The following is an 18,774-nucleotide window of genomic DNA, read 5'->3' as shown; positions in this document are numbered from 1 at the left end:
AAGGCCGGACCTTATGCGGGAATCACCCCCTCCGGCCGGAAGATCTTCGGCGCATCTCACGATGCGGGCGGTCGCTACTCCGCGCTTGCGGTGACATGAGGGCAAGTCGTGGACTTGTCCATATATTCGGCTATGAGTCATGTCACCGGCGTGTGACCTTCGCGTTATGGACTCGTCGTCGGCACCATCCGTCCGGTAAGAAGGTTCTTTACACCCCTCATCCGGGGCTCAGGGCGCGTGTGCGGCGCGCCCGTCGCGCATCCGCCCGTACGCAACCACGGCGGCAGGGCTTGCGCGGTGCCCGCCCACCCCTCAACCAGGAGTGGTCACCCTCAAACAATGAAGACTTAAGGGGTAAAACAAAGTGGCAGCGGAGATCGTCAATCCTCGCAGCGACAGCAGTACGGATCAGGAAGCCGGGGGCGAGCCCCTCGATTCCTTCGACCCGGCATTCGCGCTGCACCGCGGCGGCAAGATGGCCGTGCAGGCCACCGTGCCCGTCCGTGACAAGGACGACCTGTCCCTGGCGTACACGCCCGGCGTGGCGAAGGTGTGCAGCGCCATCGCCGAGCAGCCCGAGCTCGTCCACGACTACACATGGAAGTCGTCCGTCGTGGCTGTGGTGACGGATGGGACGGCCGTTCTGGGGCTGGGGGACATCGGCCCCGAGGCCTCCCTTCCGGTCATGGAGGGCAAGGCCATCCTGTTCAAGCAGTTCGGCGGCGTCGACGCGGTGCCGATCGCGCTCGACTGCACGGGTGTCGACGAGATCGTCGAGACCGTTGCCCGGCTGGCGCCGTCCTTCGGTGGCGTCAACCTGGAGGACATCTCGGCGCCGCGGTGCTTCGAGATCGAGCGGAAGCTCCAGGAGCGCCTGGACATTCCCGTCTTCCATGACGACCAGCACGGCACCGCGGTCGTGACGCTTGCGGCGCTGCGCAACGCGGCGAAGCTGACCGGGCGGTCGCTGGGCGACCTGCGCGCGGTCATCTCCGGCGCCGGTGCGGCCGGGGTCGCCATCGCCAAGTTCCTGCTGGAGGCGGGGCTCGGGGATGTCGCCGTCACGGACCGCAAGGGCGTCGTGTCCAAGGACCGCGACGACCTGACGGACGTCAAGCGCGAGCTCGCGGAGATCACCAACAAGGCCGGCCTCTCGGGGTCGCTGGAGTCGGCTCTCGCGGGCGCGGACGTCTTCATCGGGGTCTCCGGGGGTACGGTGCCGGAGCCCGCGGTGGCTTCGATGGCGGAGGGCGCCTTCGTCTTCGCGATGGCCAACCCGAACCCCGAGGTGCACCCCGACATCGCCCACAAGTACGCGGCCGTCGTCGCGACCGGGCGGTCCGACTTCCCGAACCAGATCAACAACGTGCTGGCGTTCCCCGGGATCTTCGCGGGCGCGCTGCAGGTGCGGGCGTCTCGGATCACCGAGGGGATGAAGATCGCGGCCGCCGACGCGCTGGCCGCGGTCGTCGGGGACGATCTCGCCGCCGACTACGTGATTCCCTCGCCGTTCGACGAGCGGGTGGCTCCTGCGGTGACCGCGGCGGTGGCCGCGGCTGCCCGGGCCGAGGGGGTTGCCCGCCGCTGACGCGGTGTGAGTGTTGCGGCCCCGCCGGGTGGTTGCCCGGCGGGGCCGTTTTTTGTGTGGGTGGGTGGTCGGGGGTTCTTGGGGGGAGGGGGAGGGGGCTGTCGCCCCGAGATTCCATGCTTCGGCCTGGACGGCCTCGTCCTCGAATGCCGGACGGGTTGAGGCTGAGGGCCCCCGGCCCCGGCCCGGGATGCGGGAAGGCTCCGGCACCGGGGTGCGGGAAGGGCCCCGGCACCGGGGTGCGGGACGCGTGTCACAGGGGGACCTGGTTCCGCCGGTGGAGGGTGACGCCTATCGTCAAGGTCATGTTCGCTGCCTATGCCGCCCGAATCGACCGTGACCAGCCGCTGAACGGCCTGGAATTGGGGGAGCGCCCGGCCCCGGAGCAGAGGCCGGGCTGGACGACCGTGAACGTACGGGCCGCCTCGCTCAACCACCACGACCTGTGGTCCCTCCGCGGAGTCGGCCTCGCCGAGGACAAGCTCCCGATGATCCTCGGCTGCGACGCCGCGGGAATCGACGAGGACGGGAACGAGGTGGTGCTGCACTCCGTCATCGGCCAGAGCGGGCACGGGGTCGGCCCCAAGGAGCCCCGGTCCATTCTCACCGAGCGCTACCCGGGCACCTTCGCCGAGCAGGTCTCCGTACCGACGTGGAATGTGCTGCCCAAGCCCAAGGAGCTGTCCTTCGAGGAGGCGGCCTGTCTGCCCACCGCCTGGCTGACCGCGTACCGGATGCTCTTCACCAACGCCGGGGTGCGCCCCGGTGACTCGGTCCTCGTACAGGGTGCGGGCGGTGGCGTGGCCACCGCCGCGATCGTGCTCGGGAAGGCCGCCGGGCTGCGGGTGTTCGCCACCAGCCGCGACGAGGCCAAGCGGAAGCGGGCCGTCGAGCTGGGTGCCGTGGAGGCCCTCGAGTCGGGGGCGCGGCTGCCGCAGCGGGTCGACGCGGTCATCGAGACGGTGGGGGCCGCCACCTGGTCGCACTCCATCAAGTCCCTGCGGCCCGGGGGCACGCTGGTCATCTCGGGCGCGACCAGTGGTGACCGGCCCGCACACGCCGAACTGACCCGCGTCTTCTTCCTGGAGCTGAAGGTCGTCGGCTCCACCATGGGCACCAAGGACGAGTTGGAGGACCTGTTGTCCTTCTGCGCCGCCACCGGTGTACGGCCCGTCATCGACGAGGTGCTTCCCCTCGACCGGGCCCGAGAGGGGTTCGAACGGCTGGAGTCGGGCGACCAGTTCGGGAAGATCGTGCTCACCAACGGCTGACCTTTCCTTCCTTCCGCTCTCACGGCCGGTCCGGGTTTCCGGGCCGGCCGTTGCCGTGTCGTCGTGTCATGGCGTGCCGTCTCGCCGCGTCCTGCGGCGTCCCCCGCGGCGTCTCGCCTCGTCTCGCGTGTCAACCGTGGTTGACAAGGGCTGCTCTGTCAACGTAAGTTGACATCATGACCGAAGCAACGGATCTGGCCGAGCGCGCGGGTGATCGCGATCCGCGGATCGGGCTGCGGGCCGTCTCCGCGCTGCGGAGACTGCTGGAGCAGTTGGAAGCGGTGCAGGTGCGCAGTGCGCGCAATCAGGGCTGGTCGTGGCAGGAGATCGCCGCGGAACTCGGAGTGAGCAGGCAGGCCGTGCACAAGAAGTACGGGAGGCAGTGATGTTCGAGCGGTTCACGAAGGACGCGCGGGCGGTTGTCGAGGGAGCGGTGCTCCGGTCCGAGCGGGCGGGCGCCGACACCGTGGAGGCGGAGCACCTGCTGCTCGCCCTCCTCGACCGGGAGGGCAGCCGGGGTTCGTTCGCCCTCGCCTCGCTCGGACTGGCCGGCCGACGGGAGTCGGTGGAGCGGGACCTCGCCGAGGCGCGGCGGCGCGGTGGGCTCTCCCGCGCCGATGTGGATGCCCTCTCCGGGCTCGGTATCGATCTGTCCGAGATCGTCTCCCGGGTGGAAGAGGCGCACGGGCAAGGGGCGTTGGAGGCGGGCAGTCGGGGCGGGAGTGCTCGCCGGTCCAAGCGCCGGCCCTTTGCCCAGGGCGCCAAGGACGTGCTGACCCAGGCCCTTCGGGTCGCCGTCGCCCGTCGGGACCGGCATATCGGTGACGAGCATCTGCTCCTGGCGTTCACCGTGCGGGGTGGTGTGGCCGCGGAGGTGCTGACCGATCACGGGGTGACGTACGAGGCGGTGACTCGGGTGCTGTACGGGGCTGGGGCCGGGGACGGGGAGAGAGGCGGGGGCGTGGCCGAGGCTGGGTGAGGTGCCCGGGGTGCGCAGTGTTTCGCGCCCTCCCTGCCTACCCTCCCCCGAGCCCTCGGCTTCGCCCGAGCAGGGGGAACCCCCATCGTCCCCGGGGCCTGCCGCCCCCCCACGCCCCGCTTTCGGCCTCAACGGCCGCGTCCTCACTCCTCGGACGGGCTGGAATCAGCTCCTTCGGAGCGTCGCGCCGATGTGGGCCGCTGCTGTGGACAAGTGGTGGCGGGCTTCGCGTAGTTGGTCTTCTGTGACGCCGTGGTCGCGGGCCGTGTCGCGGATGTCGTCGCGGAAGCGGTCCAGGAGGCGGTCGAGGTCGCGGGCGGGGTGGCCGGTGGAGTCATCGTGGGCCCAGGAGGGTTCATAGTCGGCGGGGAAGTCCTCGGGGGTGACCGTGTACTCCGGCCGGGCGGCCGGATCCGTGGCCTGGTCGGTGCGGCCGAAGCCGAAGTCCTTGCCCAGGTCCTTGCCAAAGTTCTTTCCGAAGTCGCCGAATTCCTTGGCGAGTTCGGTCAGTCCCTCGCGGACGCCCGTCGGCCAGTCGCCCCGTGCGAAGTGGTCCTGCACCTGGTCCTGGACCCGCCTGGCCATGCGCTGCATTTCCTCCTGGGCCTGGGCGCGGGCCCGCTCCTGGGCCTCCTTGGCCTGGCGGCGGGCGCGCTGGGCCTCGTCGCGGGCCCGGCGGCTCTCGTCCTTCGCGCGGCGGGCCTGCTCCTTCCACTCCTGCCGGACGCGCCGCATCTCCTCCTTCGCCGCCCGCCACGACTCCTTGTCGCGGTAGTCGCCGAGGCCGTCGAACTCGCCCGGGGCGGCCTCGTGTTCCTTCGCGCCGGTGCCGGCCTTGGGGCCCCGCCGGGCCTCCGTGGCCGCCGCGCGCATCTCGCGGCGCAGGTCGCCCGCCGCGCCCCGTACGTCGGCACGGATCTCCGCCGCGAGCTCGGCCACCGACTCGCGGATCTCCAGCTCCAGGTCGGCCAGTTCACCGCTGCGGTCGGCGAGTTCGGCGCGGCCCGCGTCCGTGATCGCGTACACCTTGCGGCCGCCCTCGGTGGTGTGGGTGACGAGTCCCTCGGCCTCCAGCTTGGCCAGCCGGGGGTAGACGGTGCCCGCCGAGGGCGCGTACAGGCCCTGGAAGCGCTCTTCCAGGAGCCGGATCACCTCGTACCCGTGGCGCGGCGCCTCGTCCAGCAGCTTGAGGAGGTAGAGGCGAAGGCGGCCGTGGGCGAAGACGGGGGCCATCTCAGAGCACCTTCTTGTCGGTCGGGGCCTCGGGAGAACTCTCGGCCGGGGGTGCGGCGGGCGGTTCAGGAGCGTCGCCGTACGGCTCGTCGTCCGTCGGGGGCCTGCGCAGCAGGGCGATGGAGCCGGAGGCGGTCATCGCTTTCAGCCTTCCGTTGCCCGCACCCAGTCGGCCGGTGATCTTCTTGGCGCCCCACTGACCGGTCACCCGGAGGTCCTCGAAGGCGCTGGAGACGGTGCCGCTCGCGGTGTTGGCCTCCACCTCCGCGTCCGCCGGGTGCGGGAGCCGGATGGCGATCTCCCCGGAGACGTTCGTCAGTCGGACGTCCGTCGGAGTGCCCGTGGGGTCGAGGTCCACGATCATCGAGCCGCTCACCGAGTCGGCCCGCACGGAGGAGCCCGAGCCCTCGACGACGGTCAGGTCGCCGGAGACGGAGTTGAAGCGGAGGTCGCCGGTGACGGCCTGGGCCTCCAGATTCCCCGACACCGTGTCCACCCGGACCGGACCGGCGACGCGGACGAGGGTCGTGTCGCCCGTGACGCCCTTAACCTCCACGCGGGCATCCATACCGGAGACCACGGCGGCCGCGCCGACCACGCCCACCTCGACCCGGGTGCCGGTGGGCACGGCCAGCGAGACCACCACCTCCCGCCGCCAGCCCTTGCGGTCCAGCCACTTGAGGAAGCCCTTCCAGGGCAGGTCCTCGTACGCCACCGTGAGGGTGCCGTCCTCCTGGGTCACCTGGAGCGGGGGGCCCTCCAGGGCGGAGACCTCCAGCCGGGCGGAACCCTCGTCGGTGCCCACGACGTTCACAGTTCCGTTGACGACGCGTACGTGCAGGGTCGTGACGGGGTCGTCGAAGGTGAGCTTCCTGGGCTCGGCGACGGACCACTCGGACATGGTGCAGACCTCCTCGACCGGACCGGACCCTCGACTCGAGTCCGAACTCGACGCGCCATATCGCGTCTTCCGCCATTCACGATATATCGCGGATACGGAAAGTCAAGACACCCGTTCTGGGGATCATCGAGGGATTGATGTGAGCAAATCGCCCTAAAGTGTGACTATGTCGACTGCGTCCGGCGGTGCTTCGGTCACGGCTCCCGGCGCCCTGCTCCTGTGCCGGGCGCACCCCGAGTCGGTCGGTCCCGCCGCCCAGCTGCTCCGCGAGCACATGCTGCTCACCGGGGCCGGTGCCGAGTGGAGCGTGCTGGTTCCCGAGGGCAAGGCCTGGCGGCAGGGCGCGGAACCCGTCGACCGCGTGCTCACCGGGTGGGCCACGGCCCTCGCCGTCGGCGCCCCCTGGCCCGTCCTCGCCCTCTGGTGGGACGCCGAGCACAGCGGTTACACCCTGGCCTCGGGTTTCCGGCGCACCGTGGGGTACGACTGGCTGGCCAACGGCACCCCGGTCGGGGAGGACGAGGCGATGCGCACCTTCGCCGCGCGGCTCGGTCTCGACCCCGTGCTGGACATACAGCCCTTGGAGCAGCTGACGAAGCCCGAGCCCGGGGCGGACGCACGCGCGCGCATGCGGGGGCTGCTCGCGGTCCTCACGCGCGCGGGGGTGATGCTTCCGGCCGGCCTCAACCCGGGGGAGCCCGCGGACCGGCTCCGTGAGGTCGCCCGGATCCAGCCCGGTGCCGAGCAGATCGAGTGGACCGGCTGGCGTGCCTCGGTCCGCGCCGAACTCGACGCCGTGGAGGGCGGCGGCCCGGAGTCCTGGCTCCGCGGCCCGAAGGCCGGTGCCCTCGCCGCGGCCGAGCTGGCCGCCGGTCTCCCGCTCACCGCTTGGGGCGTACGTCGGCGCAGTGGCGGGTGGATCGTGGCCGGCGCGCTCCTGACGCTGCACGGTGCCCTCGGGCTGGCGTACGACCATCTGCGCGCCTTCGACTGACTCGCACAGGACCTTCTGGCTCGCACAGGGCCTTCGACTTCGACTGGCTCGCACAGGACCTTCGACCGACTCGCTCAGGGAGGCGGCGATCTACTCCGCCCGTCCTGTGCGTCGCCGTCCTCGCAGTCCTTGCCGTCCTGCCGTCCTCGTCCTACTCGTCGTCGTCCTCGTCGTCGTCCAGGCGCGCCAGCCACGTCGCCAGCCGCTCCACCGGCACTTCGAAGTCCGGGTTGAGGTCGACGAACGTACGCAGTTGCTCGGCGAGCCACTCGAAGGTGACCTCTTCCTCGCCGCGCCGCTTCTCAAGTTCCTCGATGCCGCGGTCGGTGAAGTACATGGATGGTGCTCCGTCGGTGAAAGTGAAGTGGAACGCTGGGAAAAGGATAGGCGGGGCGCATGGCGGCCGGAGGTCCTCTGTCGTGGACGCCCCCCTGCGGCTAGCCTGCAAGGTCGGCGGTACCACGGGGGCGTGGGGGAACGGGGGATGCCATGGGTGACGCAGTGACCCGGATCGCACGGGTCGAGATGCCGGACGGGACGCCGGTGTGGGCGCGGATCTCGGGGGCCGAGGAGCTGGAGGCGCTCTCCGGCGAGCTGTCGTACACGGACACGGGGTTCGGCGAGCGGGTGGAGGCGCAGGTCGAGAGCCTGCGGTCGGTGATCGTCGGCGTCGCTCGCTCGCTGGCCGACCCGCTGCGCGCCGTACGGCCCGACGAGGTCAGCGTCGAATTCGGCATCGAATTGACGGCCAAGGCCGGCAAGGTGGTCGGTCTCCTCGCCGACGGCGAGGCCAAGGCCGGCATCACGGTGACCCTCACCTGGAACGGCGGCCCACCGGACCTCGACGCGGCACCCCCGGCCGCCGGGGGCACGGGCGGCACCGGCCGGCCGGATACGTCGGCGGCTGCGCACGGCGGGGGCGGCACCGGCCGGCCGGATACGTCGGCGGCTGCGCAAGGGGGCGGCTCTGGTCAGCCGGGTTCGGCGGTCGCTCCGCACGGCGGGGGCGGCACTGGTCAGCCGGATCCGGCGACCGGCACGCACGACGGCGCGTCCCCCGGCGCCCCGGCGCACGGTGGGGACGCTGCTGCCTCCGTCGGAGGCGGGGTATGACGGACGGGCACGCCCCGGGCGCACCGGGCGGGCCCGGGAACGCTCACCGTGCGCTGCGTGATCTCGTCATGGCGGCCACGGTGCGCATCCATCGCGCGGGGGCCGGGTATGCCCAGGACGAACCCGGCACGTTCCTCGGGAGCGGCTTCTTCGTCGCTCCGAACTGGGTTCTGACCTGTGCGCATGTGGCACGGAGCGGGGAGGGGGGCGAGGTGACCGTGGTCTACGAGACAGGGCCGGGCCGCGGTACGTCCGCCGTCGCCGGCGAGGTGGCGACGGCGCTCCCGGACCAGGTCGAGCTTCCCGTACGCGGCGGCTGGCCGGCCCCCGACCTCGCGTTGGTGCGGCTGCGCGAGCCCGTGGACCACGACTGCGCGTATCTCACCGAGCGACCGGCGGCGTACTACGGAGAGGCGGTCGTCTACTACTCCGGCTGGTCCGTGGTCGGCGGGGAGCTGCGCCGGCTGAACGGGACCTGCACGGTGCAGGGCACCCTCGGCGGCTGGTCGGACGACGAGCAGATCCGGCTGGGCGGCGACGTGCTGCCACCCGGCGTCTCGGGCGGCCCGGTGGTCGACCCCGTACGCGGAGAGGTCGTCGGCGTCCTGAAGGCGCAGGCGGACCGGGGGCTCGGCGGCACCTGCACCGGTGTGGAGCAGTTGCGTGCCCTGCCGGTCCCGGCCGGTGGGCTGGGGGCCGAGCACGACGATCTCTACCAGGCCGTCTTCCACGCCCACGACCGCTATCACCGGGACCGGCAGCGCCATCCCGACTCCGACCGCAGCACCTGGGCCGACGTCCAGAACCAGCTCGGCGCCCGGCCGGGCCGTGCGCTGAGCCCGGACGAGCGGGCCCAGTTGCTCGGCAGGCTCGCCGATCTCCCGCCTCCGGTCAGCACCCGCGGACTGCTGGACATCCTCGAACCCCTCCTCGGCGGTCAGGCCGCGATCCCGCACCCGGCGCCGCGCGGCTGGCGCGACGGTCTCGGGGCGCTGTACGAGAGCTCGCGCCGGGGCGGCGCGCTGGAACTCGTCTTCGACTACCTGATGCGGGTCGCGACCGCCGAACGCCCCTTCGTCACGCCGGGTACGCAGCAGGCGGAGCGGGCGCTGTGGGAGTCGTTGCGGAAGATCGCGGAAGGCGGCCTGGGACCCGCGTACCGTCATCGCCTCGGGCAGCAGTGGATCGAGAGCCTCCGGTTGCCGCACCGTGAGCCGTCGCCGCCGGAGGCACGGACGGCGCACGCCGCCGACCGTGCGCCCCGCCCCTTCGCCCTGCTCGAACTGGTGCAGCTGCCCTGGCAACCGGACCGCTGCGACTGGCGGGTCTCCGTGAGCCATCCGACCGGAGAGGTGATGCGCCTGCGCGACGCGGAACACACCCTCCTGGCCGACCTCCCCGCCGCTGTGGCGGGACCTCTCGCGGAGGCCTTCCGCCAGTGCGACGAACCCGGGCGGCCCGCCGTCCTCCAGGTCGCGCTGCCCCATCTGCTGCTCGGTCTCGCCGTCGACGAATGGCGGCTCGGCCCCGGCGAGCCGCCGCTCGGCGCGCACCGGCCCGTCGTCGTGCGCTGTGCCGACCGGGACCAACTGAGCGACGGGGACGCCTCGTTCGACCTCGCCGAGCAGCCCCCCGTCGACGGCCTTGACGACCTCACCGCCCCCGCGGGCCCCGAAGGCTCCGCGGAACCCCTCGGCTCCGGCGACTCCGGCGACTCCGGCAACCCAGGCGGCCTGGGCAACTCCGGCAACCCAGGCGGCTCGGGCGGCTCCGAAAACTTCGACGACTTCGACGACTTCGACGACGAGGAGCGGCGCGAGCGCGAGGCCCGCTGGCGGTGGATCCACGCGCGCGCGGCGCGGGCCGAAGTCGTGGACTGCGAGGACGGGTTGCGGGTACCCGTCCCGCCCACGGAGTCTCTGCGCGGACTGCCGCACCGCACGGTCCCGGTGCTCTGCCGCTACGGCGACCACCGCTTCGAGGACGACCCGGTGGCGCTCGTACGGATCGTGCACGGCGGCTACGGCGTCGCGCTGTGGCGGCGCTGGCGGGGCCAACCCGACGCGGTCTGCGGTGAGTTCCACCGCGGGGCGGGCGACACCGTGGCGGGCGCGGGCAGCGCCGACCGGCTCCCCGAGCTCGTGCACGCGCTGCGCGCCGGCCTGCACGCGGGCCGGCCGGAGACCTTCTGGGCCGATGGAATTGCCCTGTTCTACGACGATCCGCACCGGCCCCTTCCCGGGACCGGGGACCTTTTGGAGGCGCCGTGACCGTACGACTTGGGGGCGCGCCGACCGCCGCGACCGTACGGCGTGGACGCGCCACGACCGCCGCGACCGTACGGCGTGGACGCCCCGCGACCGCCGCGACCGCCGCGACCGTACGACTCGGACGCCCGCCGACCCCCCGACCGCCACGACCGCACGACTCGGAGGCGCGATGATCACCCTGACCGTACGGCCCGGTGTGACGCCGTGCCAGGTCCCCGTCAGGAGCCCCTTCCGGGCCCTTACGAGGCCTCCCGAGGGTCGATACGGTGATGCACGTTCGACGGCTGCCGTGGTGGACGAGTGACGACGAGGACTGGGCAATGACCGAATCCAGCGAGTGGCTCATCTACCGAGGCGCCGGTGAACCGCACGACGGCATAGGCCGCCTTCCGGCCCCGCCCCCCTGGCGCGATTTCGCCGGCCGGGACGCGGCCGGGAGGAACGGTGAGTCGGACGGTTCCGAGGACCGCAGGCTGGGCGCGCACCGGCATCTGGCCGAGCTGCACCGGCCGGGCGCCGAGGAACTCGAAATGATCAACGCGGCGCTCTATCTGCGCCGCCCCCTGCTCGTCACCGGCAGCCCGGGCGCGGGCAAGAGCACGCTCGCGCACTCGGTGGCGTACGAACTGGGCCTGGGCAATGTGCTGCGCTGGCCGATCGTCAGCCGCTCCACGCTCCAGGACGGGCTCTACCACTACGACGCGATCGCCCGGCTCCAGGACGTGCAGATCGCCGCTCCCCAGGGCGCCGATCCCGCCACTCCCGGCGCCCCCGGCTCCGTCGAGGGCATCGGCAGCTACATCCGCCTCGGCCCCCTCGGTACCGCGCTGCTGCCGTCCGACACCCCGCGCGTGCTGCTCATCGACGAGCTCGACAAGAGCGACATCGACCTGCCGAACGACCTCCTCAACGTTCTGGAGGAGGGTGAGTTCGCGATTCCGGAGCTGGAGCGCGTCGCCGACCGGCTGCCCGGCGGGGAGGCCGAGGTGCTCACCGCCGACGGCACCAAGGCGCGGGTGCGCGACGGCCGGGTGCGCTGCCGTGCCTTCCCCTTCGTGGTGCTCACCAGCAACGGGGAGCGCGACTTCCCGGCCCCGCTGATGCGCCGCTGCATCCACCTCGAACTGGGCCGCCCGGACCACAAGCGGCTCGCCACCTTCGTACGCGCCCATCTCGGCGACGAGGCCGCGCGCGCCGGGGACGATCTCATCGGGCACTTCCTGGAGCGCTCGCGCAGCGAACTGGTCGCCGCCGACCAGCTGTTGAACGCCATCTACCTCACCGACGCGGCCACCCCGCCCAGTCGCGACCGTCTCGCGGACCTGCTCATCCAGCGACTCGACCGCCCGAGGTGACGCGCTGATGCCCGACGCCTCCGCGCGCCACGGTCCCGACACCCCCGGTGAGCCGAGGGACACCGCCCTGCCCGGCGGCGACCCGATCGCCGAACTCATCGCCCGGATGCGGCGGATCGGGCTCGACCCCGACGCCGAGCAGCTGTGCGACAGCCTGTGGCTGGCCCGCTGGGCGCGCCCGACGGACGCGGTCGAGCCGCCGGAGGACCCGGGCGCGCGCCGGGGCCTCCCGCCCGGGGCCGGGCGCGATCCGGTCCCGGACCGCGAGAACCCGGCCGGCACCGCTCAGGTGCGGCCGGACGACCGGCCCGAGCCGCCCAGTGGCGGGGGAGCCGACCAGCGGCGGGTCACGCTGTACCCGGTGCCGCGGGACGGCTCGCCGCGGGGGTACGGGCAGGGCCGTGCGACGGTGCTGCCGATCGGGGTGCCCGCCGCCCCCGCGTTCCCGGCCCCGCTCGAACTCCAGCGCGCGTTACGGCCGTTGCAGGGCTACCGGACCGCCGCACCGCCGCTGCGCACCACCCTCGACGAGACGGCGACCGCGGAGCTGAGCGCCCGGGCGGGCGGCCTGGTCCTGCCGGTGTTCCGTGGGGTGACCCGGGCCGACGCGGCGCTCCAGCTGGTGATGGACGCCTCGTCGTCGATGCGGGTGTGGGACCGGATGTTCACCGAACTGGAGCAGGTCTTCGGCCAGTTGGGCGCCTTCTGGGACATCGAGGTCAGCCATCTGCACCAGGGCCCGGACGGCGAGCCCGCCGTCAGCCGCAGCCCCGAGCCGAGCGCGGCCCCGCTGCACTCCGCCGACCGGCTGAGCGATCCCACGGGCCGCCGGATCACTCTCCTGGTCAGTGACTGCGCGGGCCCGCTGTGGCACAGCGGCCACGCCCACCGGCTGCTGCACCATCTGTCCCGGCTGGGCCCCGCCGCCGTACTCCAGCCGCTGCCGCAGCGCATGTGGAACCGCACCCGGCTTCCGGTGTCGTACGGCGAGCTGACGCGTGGCGAGGCGCTCGCGGGCGCGGCCACGCTGAAGGTCCGGCTGCCGACCGGCACCCCGCCGGAGGCCCGATCCGGCGCGCTCGCGGTGCCCGTACTGCCTCCGGAACCCGCCGCGCTCGGCGCCTGGGCGCGGCTGCTGTCCGGGGCCGGCGCGGGGCCCGTGGCCGGAGCGGTGGGCTGGGTGCGCCACGACCATCCGGCCGCCCGGGCCGGCCGCCCCGGACGCCGGCTGTCCGCGCTCGAACTGGTCAGCCGGTTCCGCTCCAACGCCTCCAAGGCCGCCGGACGCCTGGCCGGCTATCTGGCGGCGGCGCCCCTGTGCCTGCCCGTGATGCAGCTCGTGCAGCGCACCATGCTGCCCGACTCCGGACCGTCCGAACTGGCCGAGGTCCTGCTCAGCGGCCTGGTCTCACGCGCGAAGGCGGAGGATTACGGGGCGGACGGCGCCCAGTGGTACGAGTTCGCGCCCGGCGTGCAGGAGGCGCTGCTGTCGCCGCTGGGCCGCGACGAGGCCATGCTGGTGCTCAAGCACTGCTCGGAGTACATCGAGTACCGCTTCGGCAAGGGGGGCCCCAACTTCCCGGCTCTGGCCCTCGCCCAGCTCGGCGAGGGGGAGGGCGGGGGTGGGGGCGGTATCGGACGGCCGTACGCGCCCGGTGCCGGATACCCCGGTGAGAACGGCGACAACGGCGGTGCCACGTTGGTCCCGCAGCCCTTCGCCGAGGTCGCCGCGCGTGTCCTGGAGCGTTTCATGCCGCTGCCGGAGCAGTTCGCGCTCGTCGCCGACCGGGGCCGCACGGACCTTCCCGACGGGCGGCCGACGCACGCGGCGGTGGTCCGGGCCCGCTCCCTGGTCGGGCAGTTCGACACGGACGGCATGGTGCAGGACCTCATCGACGCCGTGCAGCTGCTGCGCGGCGCCACCGAGCACGGACGGCCCGCCGGAACCGACCCGCAGCTGTGGGCCGAGTACGCCAACTGCCTGCTGCGGCTGTGGGAGGTGCAGGGCGGCGTCGAGCTGCTGCGCGAGGCGGAGGGGGCCGCCGAGCGGGCCGTGACGCACCCGCGTGCTCTGCGCGAACGGGCCGTACTGGCACGGGTGTTGCATGCCGCAGCCACCGACCGCAGGCGGCGCGGCGACCGGCGCGGCGCGCTCGACCTGCTGCGGCGCGCCGACCGCGAGTACGCGGTGGCCTGTGCCGCGCCCGAACTGGACGACCGGGAAGCCCTGTCGCTCACCCTGGAGCGGGTGCGGGCGCTGGAGGCCCAGTGGCGCCTCGGCGGCGACAGCGCGCTGCTCCAGGGCGCGGTCGGCATGCTGGAGGCGTTCGCCGACGCGTGGCCCGACAGCCGCAACCGCCCACCCGAACTCCCCTTGGCGCACGGCCGGGTCCTGCTGCGCCTGTCGAGCGCCACCGCCGACGACGAACAGGCCCGGCTGTACGCCGAGCAGGGCGCGCACTCCCTGCGCGCCGCACTGGAAACCGGTCCGGAGCCCCCGCTTCCCGCCGCCGGCGAGCCGTCCCGCGTGCGCATCCTGCTCGACCTCGTCGACGCGCTGCTGAGGTCGGGCGGCCCACTGGACGAGGCCCAGAGGTACGTCGACGAGGCCCTCGGGCTCACCCGTGAACAGGGCTTGCGCGCCGAGCTGTTGGTGCGCGCCGGACGGATCAAGGTGGCGCACTACGCCGAGTCGGGCGACCCGCATGAACTCCAGGACGCCGCCGAGCGGTTCAAGCAGGCCGCCCGTGGGGTGCCCCGCGACGCCCCCGCGCACGCGGACGTCCTCGCCGAATGGGGCGAAGTGCTGCTGCGCAGGGCGGTGCCGACGGCCGGCCCCGGTACGCGCGAGTCGCTGTCCGAGGCCATCCTGGTGCTGCGTGACTGCCGTACCGAAACCCCCGCCGGCAGCCGGGAGCTGGCGTACCGCCTGCTGCTGCTCGGCCGCGCCCTGATGCTGCGCTACCGCGCCCGCGGCGACCGGGTGGATCTGCGGGAGGCCGAGCACCTCTTCGGGCTCGCGGCGCTGGAGGCGGGGGAGCCGCTGATGGCGGCGCGCTGCTGGCTGGAGCTGGGGCAGGCGCAGTTCGAGGCGTACCAGAGCCTCGGCCGGCCCGCGCGGCTCGACGAGGCGGTCGACGCCTTCCGCGCCGCGGCCGAATCGGCGCGCGACGCCGAGGAGGAGGCGGAGACGGACCGCCGGCGCGAGGAGGCCGTGGCGCTGGGTGCGCAGGCGCAGCACTGGCGGGGTATGTCCTACGAGGCGGCGGCGCGCCCGCGTGCCGCACGCGAGGCCTACCGGGCCGCCCGGACCGAGTGGTCCAGGCTGCCGGACGGCGCCGTGCGCATGGGTGAGCCGACGGCCCGGCAGACGGCACAGCGGCTGGCCGAGCTGGAGTGAGGGAGCGCCCGCCGGCGGTCGCCGGGGCGGAGTGAAGGAACAGGGGGAGACCATGGGTGTACGGGACGACGCACTGGAATCCGACGTCGCCACGGGGCGGCTGCCGGAGCCGACGGATGCCACAGGGCTGCTGCCGGACGCGCAGGACGTGCCGGACGCGCCGCATGCGCAGCGCCCGACAGGCCGGGTGGACGTGCCGGACCTGCCGGATCTGCCGGATCTGCTGGAGCTGGACCTCGCCGACCTCAGGACGATTCAACACCCTGTGCTCACCGAGGTCCTGGAGGAACTGAGGGAACGGGCCGGGCGGCCGAGCGAGATGCTCTGGGGGTTCAACAACGCCTTCTGAGGGGCGGAGCCGACGCGTGGACGGAGCGACCTTGAAACGGTCGGTCTTCGCTCAATGGGCGTCAATTCCGGTCCGGGCTGTGGCTGAACCGGACAAGTTCGATCGTGTCGCGTTTGCGTCCGGCCCCCGCCAGGGAATGCCGCCCCGTACGGGCAGGGGGCCGTGACGCGGGCCGTACCGTGGGATCGCGGGCCGTACAGCATGGGGGTGCCGGAGTGTCTGGAGAGGTGACCTCCGCGATCCCGCTGCGGCTCCCACGGTCCGCAGCCGCGCCGGTACCACTCGAACCGCCGTTCCCCTTCCGGCAGTTCATCGTCAAGACGCACGGCCGCTGCAACCTCGCCTGCCGCTACTGCTACCTCTACGAGGGCCCCGACCGCTCCTGGCGCTCCCGCCCCGCCGCCGCCCCGCCCGAGGTGCTGGCCCGGACCGCGACGCGGATCGGCGAACACGCGCGCGCCCACGCCATGACGGCACTCTCCCTGGTCCTGCACGGCGGGGAGCCGTTGCTCGCGGGCGCCGACACACTCGCCCGCTTCACCGATCTCGTACGCGAACGGGTCCCGGACACCTGCACGGTCCATGCCACCGTCCAGACCAACGCCACCCTGCTCACCGAAGCGCGGCTCGCCGTGCTCGCCCGGCACGGCATCCGCGTCGGCATCAGCCTCGACGGCGGTCTGCCCGCCCACAACACGCTGCGCCTCGACCACGCGGGGCGCCCGTCCTGGCCGGCCGCCGCGCGCGGCGCGCGCCTGATCGCCGACCGCTTCCCCGAGGCGTACGCCGGGATCCTCACGGTCGTGGACCCCACGACCGACCCGGTCGAGCTGTACGAGTCCCTGCTCGCCCTGCGGCCACCGGCCCTCGACCTGCTGCTGCCGCACGGCAACTGGTCGGCGCCGCCGCCCCACTGGGACGCCGGCGGCGTGCCGTACGGGGACTGGCTGTGCGCCGTCTTCGACCGCTGGTGGGGGGCGGGACGGCGGGAGACCCGGGTACGGCTCTTCGAGGAGTGCGTCGCACTGCTGTTCGGACTGCCGGCCGCCACCGAGTCGCTGGGCCTGGCACCCTTCGACGCCGTGGTCGTCGAGACCGACGGCTCGATCGAGCAGGTCGACTCCCTGAAGTCCTGTTACGAGGGGGCGGCGGAGACCGGCCTCGACGTCTTCCGGCACGGCTTCGACGAGGCCCTCGGCCACCCCGGCGTCGCGGCCCGGCAGGCGGGCGCGGCGTCGCTGGCCGAGCGCTGCCGCGGCTGCCCGCTGCTCTCCGTCTGCGGCGGCGGCCACTACGCCCACCGCTACCGCGCCGGACACGGCTTCGCCAACCCCTCCGTCTACTGCGCCGACCTCCAGCGCTTCATCCACCATGTGGCGGAGCGTCTCGCCGGGGCCACCGCTGTCCCCGCCCCCGTCCCCGCCCCCACACCGGCCTCTTGCGAAGGAGGCACCCCATGATCCTCCCGCCGGTCACGGACCAGGCTCTGACCGAACTCGGCCGCACCGAAGGCGGCCCCGAGACCCTGAGCCTTCTCCTGCGCGACCAGCACACCCGTCGTCTCCTGCTGCTCCGCGCGGTACTCGACGCCGTGGAGAGCGCCGATCCGGCGGTGTGCTCCGCGGCGGTACGGGTGCGGCTGCGCGAGGCCTGGGCGCTGGTGGAGGAGGCGGACCGGGTGGACACGGCCGTCCGGGCCACGGCTCGGACGTACCGGCCGGGTACGGCGCCGACGCCCACGGGCGACACCGGTGCCGGTCCGGCGGCGGCCCTGTACGGCGGTGCCGCGGCGCCCACCTATCGGGAAGGCTCCGGTGCCGCTCCGGCGGCGGCCCTGTACGGCCGTGCCGCGGCGCCCACATATCCGGAAGGCACCGGCACCGGCATCGAGACCGGCACCGGCGTCCACGTCGGGTCGGCAGCGCAGGTGTACGGAGACGGCTGGGGGCTCGCGCCCGCGGGCGGTCAGGGCGGCCAGGGCGGCGCGTCGGCGTCAGCCGCGTACGGGCGCGTCGAGGCGCGGGAGCCCGTCGAGGGCCGGGGCGGCTCGACGCCCGTGCCAGGGAGTGGGCTCACGCTCGTCGGCCCCCCTCTCCCGCCCGTACGCGCCCTCCTGCTGAACCCCTTCATCGGTCCCTGGGCCCGGCACTGTCTGCGCGGACTCGGAGCGGCGGCGGGACCGCGCGGCGAGCGGGACGCGCGGGAACTGGGCCGCGACCTCGCCTATTTCGGGGCGCTCGCCGCGGTGGCCGCCGCCCGCGCCGGGGTGCCCTACGCCGTACGGCTGACCGCCCGCGACGGCGTGCTGACGCTGCCCTCGCTCGGCGCCCTGCGCACGGCCGCGCCCGGGGACACCCCGGTCGACGTCGTGCACCGCCGGCAGAGCCTGACCCTGCGCCGGCCCGGCGAGAAGGACATCGTCGTACGGCTGCAGAGCGGCGGTGTAGGCGCGTGGTCCGATTCCGCCGCCTGGGCCCCGGCGCACGCGCTGCCCGGTCTGCTGCCCGGCTCCGGGCCCGTACCCCTGGACGACCTCGACCCGTACCGCACTGCGCGCGGCGGACCCCGCCACCACGATCTCAGCGGACCCGTCACCCTGGACGACGCGGAGCGCAAACGCTGGCTCCAGTCCTGGTCGGGCATCGCGTCCGTGCTCCGGCTCGGCGGCGAGCACCGTGTCACGGAGGCGGTCGCGTTGCTGCGCTGCCTGGTGCCGCTGTCCGCGCCGCCCGGTTCGGTGCCCGGCGGAAGTTGCAGCGGCACCCGGCGCGAGGCCTTCGGCGCTCTCCTCAGCAGCACCCCGCCCACCGCCACCACCTTCGCGGCAACGCTGGTGCACGAGCTCCAGCACACCAAACTGGCCGCGCTCAGCGACATGCTGACGCTCCACCACGCTGGCCCGAAGGCACGCCACTTCGCGCCGTGGCGTCCCGACCCGCGCCCGTACGACGGCCTGTTGCACGGCGCGTACTCGCACCTCGCGCTGGCGGACTTCTTCCAGCGCTGCGCGCTCGCCACCCCGCACCCGGCCCGCCGGGAGTCCGCCTGGGCCCAGCACGCGCGCTACCGGGAGCAGGTCGGGGCCGTCCTGCCGACCCTCGTCGGATCGGGCGATCTCACCGCGCAGGGGCGCCGGTTCGTCGACCAGATGGTCGCGGTGTACGAACGGCTGGCCGAACATCCGGCGCCGCGCGGACAGGCTGCGCGCGCGGAGGCGTACGTACGGGCGGCCCGTGCGCTGTGGACGCAGCGCCATGCGCCGTCCGAATGAGTCATGCCCCCGGTGAAAGTTCCCGGTTCCCGGACGCGGGACGGTCGGTG

Annotated in this window: 15 protein-coding genes; 12 read left to right on the top strand and 3 right to left on the bottom strand. The window is 73.5% G+C overall.

Annotation, left to right across the window (positions count from 1 at the left end; translation table 11 throughout):
- The first annotated feature begins 364 nt into the window (after positions 1 to 364).
- The 4 genes from ACFVXA_RS05740 to ACFVXA_RS05725 all read left to right on the top strand — a co-directional run bounded on the left by ACFVXA_RS05740 (position 365) and on the right by ACFVXA_RS05725 (position 3,838).
- Positions 365 to 1,588 carry an NADP-dependent malic enzyme gene (locus ACFVXA_RS05740; RefSeq protein WP_362027469.1) on the top strand — a complete coding sequence of 408 codons (1,224 nt, stop codon included), beginning with the start codon at positions 365 to 367 and terminating at the stop codon, positions 1,586 to 1,588.
- Positions 1,589 to 1,893: 305 nt separating this feature from the next.
- Positions 1,894 to 2,859 carry a zinc-binding dehydrogenase gene (locus ACFVXA_RS05735; RefSeq protein WP_390023943.1) on the top strand — a complete coding sequence of 322 codons (966 nt, stop codon included), beginning with the start codon at positions 1,894 to 1,896 and terminating at the stop codon, positions 2,857 to 2,859.
- Positions 2,860 to 3,035: 176 nt separating this feature from the next.
- Positions 3,036 to 3,245 carry a helix-turn-helix domain-containing protein gene (locus ACFVXA_RS05730; RefSeq protein ID WP_010984411.1) on the top strand — a complete coding sequence of 70 codons (210 nt, stop codon included), beginning with the start codon at positions 3,036 to 3,038 and terminating at the stop codon, positions 3,243 to 3,245.
- The gene (locus ACFVXA_RS05725; protein WP_390023941.1) at positions 3,245 to 3,838 is read left to right on the top strand and encodes a Clp protease N-terminal domain-containing protein; all 594 of its coding nucleotides are present in this window, start codon (positions 3,245 to 3,247) and stop codon (positions 3,836 to 3,838) included. Before ACFVXA_RS05730 ends, ACFVXA_RS05725 begins: the two co-directional genes overlap by 1 nt.
- A 165-nt stretch (positions 3,839 to 4,003) precedes the next feature.
- On the opposite strand, the gene ACFVXA_RS05720 is transcribed toward ACFVXA_RS05725, so the two are convergent.
- Both ACFVXA_RS05720 and ACFVXA_RS05715 read right to left on the bottom strand, forming a co-directional pair.
- Positions 4,004 to 5,071, bottom strand: coding sequence for a helix-turn-helix transcriptional regulator (locus ACFVXA_RS05720; protein WP_389745042.1), 1,068 nt, complete (start codon positions 5,069 to 5,071; stop codon positions 4,004 to 4,006).
- Between the two features lies 1 nt (position 5,072).
- Positions 5,073 to 5,972 carry a DUF4097 domain-containing protein gene (locus tag ACFVXA_RS05715; RefSeq protein WP_384018904.1) on the bottom strand — a complete coding sequence of 300 codons (900 nt, stop codon included), beginning with the start codon at positions 5,970 to 5,972 and terminating at the stop codon, positions 5,073 to 5,075.
- 166 nt (positions 5,973 to 6,138) lie between these two features.
- Here ACFVXA_RS05715 and ACFVXA_RS05710 point away from each other — a divergent pair, with 166 nt between their 5' ends.
- A complete protein-coding gene (locus tag ACFVXA_RS05710) occupies positions 6,139 to 6,966 on the top strand; it encodes a hypothetical protein (protein ID WP_390023939.1) in 828 nt (275 codons plus the stop codon).
- Between the two features lie 151 nt (positions 6,967 to 7,117).
- On the opposite strand, the gene ACFVXA_RS05705 is transcribed toward ACFVXA_RS05710, so the two are convergent.
- On the bottom strand, positions 7,118 to 7,303 hold the full coding sequence (locus ACFVXA_RS05705; protein ID WP_024761804.1) for a DUF6104 family protein: 186 nt from the start codon (positions 7,301 to 7,303) through the stop codon (positions 7,118 to 7,120).
- Between the two features lie 152 nt (positions 7,304 to 7,455).
- Here ACFVXA_RS05705 and ACFVXA_RS05700 point away from each other — a divergent pair, with 152 nt between their 5' ends.
- The 7 genes from ACFVXA_RS05700 (at position 7,456) to ACFVXA_RS05670 (ending at position 18,724) form a co-directional block, all read left to right on the top strand.
- Positions 7,456 to 8,079 (top strand): CU044_2847 family protein, encoded by a 624-nt coding sequence (locus tag ACFVXA_RS05700; protein WP_390023937.1) that lies wholly within the window; start codon positions 7,456 to 7,458, stop codon positions 8,077 to 8,079.
- Complete coding sequence (locus ACFVXA_RS05695) at positions 8,076 to 10,349, top strand: trypsin-like peptidase domain-containing protein (RefSeq protein ID WP_390023935.1); 2,274 nt, start codon at positions 8,076 to 8,078, stop codon at positions 10,347 to 10,349. The genes ACFVXA_RS05700 and ACFVXA_RS05695 overlap by 4 nt, the downstream gene beginning before the upstream one ends.
- 320 nt (positions 10,350 to 10,669) lie before the next feature.
- A complete protein-coding gene (locus tag ACFVXA_RS05690; protein ID WP_383737658.1) occupies positions 10,670 to 11,704 on the top strand; it encodes an AAA family ATPase in 1,035 nt (344 codons plus the stop codon).
- A 7-nt stretch (positions 11,705 to 11,711) separates the two neighbouring features.
- Positions 11,712 to 15,104, top strand: a complete 3,393-nt coding sequence (locus ACFVXA_RS05685; RefSeq protein WP_390023933.1) for an SAV_2336 N-terminal domain-related protein — start codon at positions 11,712 to 11,714, stop codon at positions 15,102 to 15,104.
- A 52-nt stretch (positions 15,105 to 15,156) separates the two neighbouring features.
- On the top strand, positions 15,157 to 15,453 hold the full coding sequence (fxsA, locus tag ACFVXA_RS05680) for an FxSxx-COOH cyclophane-containing RiPP peptide (RefSeq protein ID WP_390023930.1): 297 nt from the start codon (positions 15,157 to 15,159) through the stop codon (positions 15,451 to 15,453).
- 239 nt (positions 15,454 to 15,692) lie between these two features.
- Complete coding sequence (locus ACFVXA_RS05675) at positions 15,693 to 16,913, top strand: FxsB family cyclophane-forming radical SAM/SPASM peptide maturase (protein ID WP_390024107.1); 1,221 nt, start codon at positions 15,693 to 15,695, stop codon at positions 16,911 to 16,913.
- The gene (locus tag ACFVXA_RS05670; protein WP_390023928.1) at positions 16,910 to 18,724 is read left to right on the top strand and encodes an aKG-HExxH-type peptide beta-hydroxylase; all 1,815 of its coding nucleotides are present in this window, start codon (positions 16,910 to 16,912) and stop codon (positions 18,722 to 18,724) included. The genes ACFVXA_RS05675 and ACFVXA_RS05670 overlap by 4 nt, the downstream gene beginning before the upstream one ends.
- Positions 18,725 to 18,774: the final 50 nt, after the last annotated feature.

Source organism: Streptomyces sp. NPDC058246 (genome assembly GCF_042881985.1).
Taxonomy (GTDB): Bacteria; Actinomycetota; Actinomycetes; order Streptomycetales; family Streptomycetaceae; genus Streptomyces.
The sequence above is the reverse complement of the archived record's forward strand: the minus strand, read 5'-3'. Positions and strand labels throughout refer to the sequence as shown.

Coding starts and splice junctions, on each gene's coding strand:
- ACFVXA_RS05735 (WP_390023943.1), top strand. CDS start 1,894: ATGTTCGCTGCCTATGCCGCCCGAATCGACCGTGACCAGCCGCTGAAC.
- ACFVXA_RS05730 (WP_010984411.1), top strand. CDS start 3,036: ATGACCGAAGCAACGGATCTGGCCGAGCGCGCGGGTGATCGCGATCCG.
- ACFVXA_RS05725 (WP_390023941.1), top strand. CDS start 3,245: ATGTTCGAGCGGTTCACGAAGGACGCGCGGGCGGTTGTCGAGGGAGCG.
- ACFVXA_RS05720 (WP_389745042.1), bottom strand. CDS start 5,071: ATGGCCCCCGTCTTCGCCCACGGCCGCCTTCGCCTCTACCTCCTCAAG.
- ACFVXA_RS05715 (WP_384018904.1), bottom strand. CDS start 5,972: ATGTCCGAGTGGTCCGTCGCCGAGCCCAGGAAGCTCACCTTCGACGAC.
- ACFVXA_RS05710 (WP_390023939.1), top strand. CDS start 6,139: ATGTCGACTGCGTCCGGCGGTGCTTCGGTCACGGCTCCCGGCGCCCTG.
- ACFVXA_RS05705 (WP_024761804.1), bottom strand. CDS start 7,303: ATGTACTTCACCGACCGCGGCATCGAGGAACTTGAGAAGCGGCGCGGC.
- ACFVXA_RS05700 (WP_390023937.1), top strand. CDS start 7,456: ATGGGTGACGCAGTGACCCGGATCGCACGGGTCGAGATGCCGGACGGG.
- ACFVXA_RS05695 (WP_390023935.1), top strand. CDS start 8,076: ATGACGGACGGGCACGCCCCGGGCGCACCGGGCGGGCCCGGGAACGCT.
- ACFVXA_RS05690 (WP_383737658.1), top strand. CDS start 10,670: ATGACCGAATCCAGCGAGTGGCTCATCTACCGAGGCGCCGGTGAACCG.
- ACFVXA_RS05685 (WP_390023933.1), top strand. CDS start 11,712: ATGCCCGACGCCTCCGCGCGCCACGGTCCCGACACCCCCGGTGAGCCG.
- fxsA (WP_390023930.1), top strand. CDS start 15,157: ATGGGTGTACGGGACGACGCACTGGAATCCGACGTCGCCACGGGGCGG.
- ACFVXA_RS05670 (WP_390023928.1), top strand. CDS start 16,910: ATGATCCTCCCGCCGGTCACGGACCAGGCTCTGACCGAACTCGGCCGC.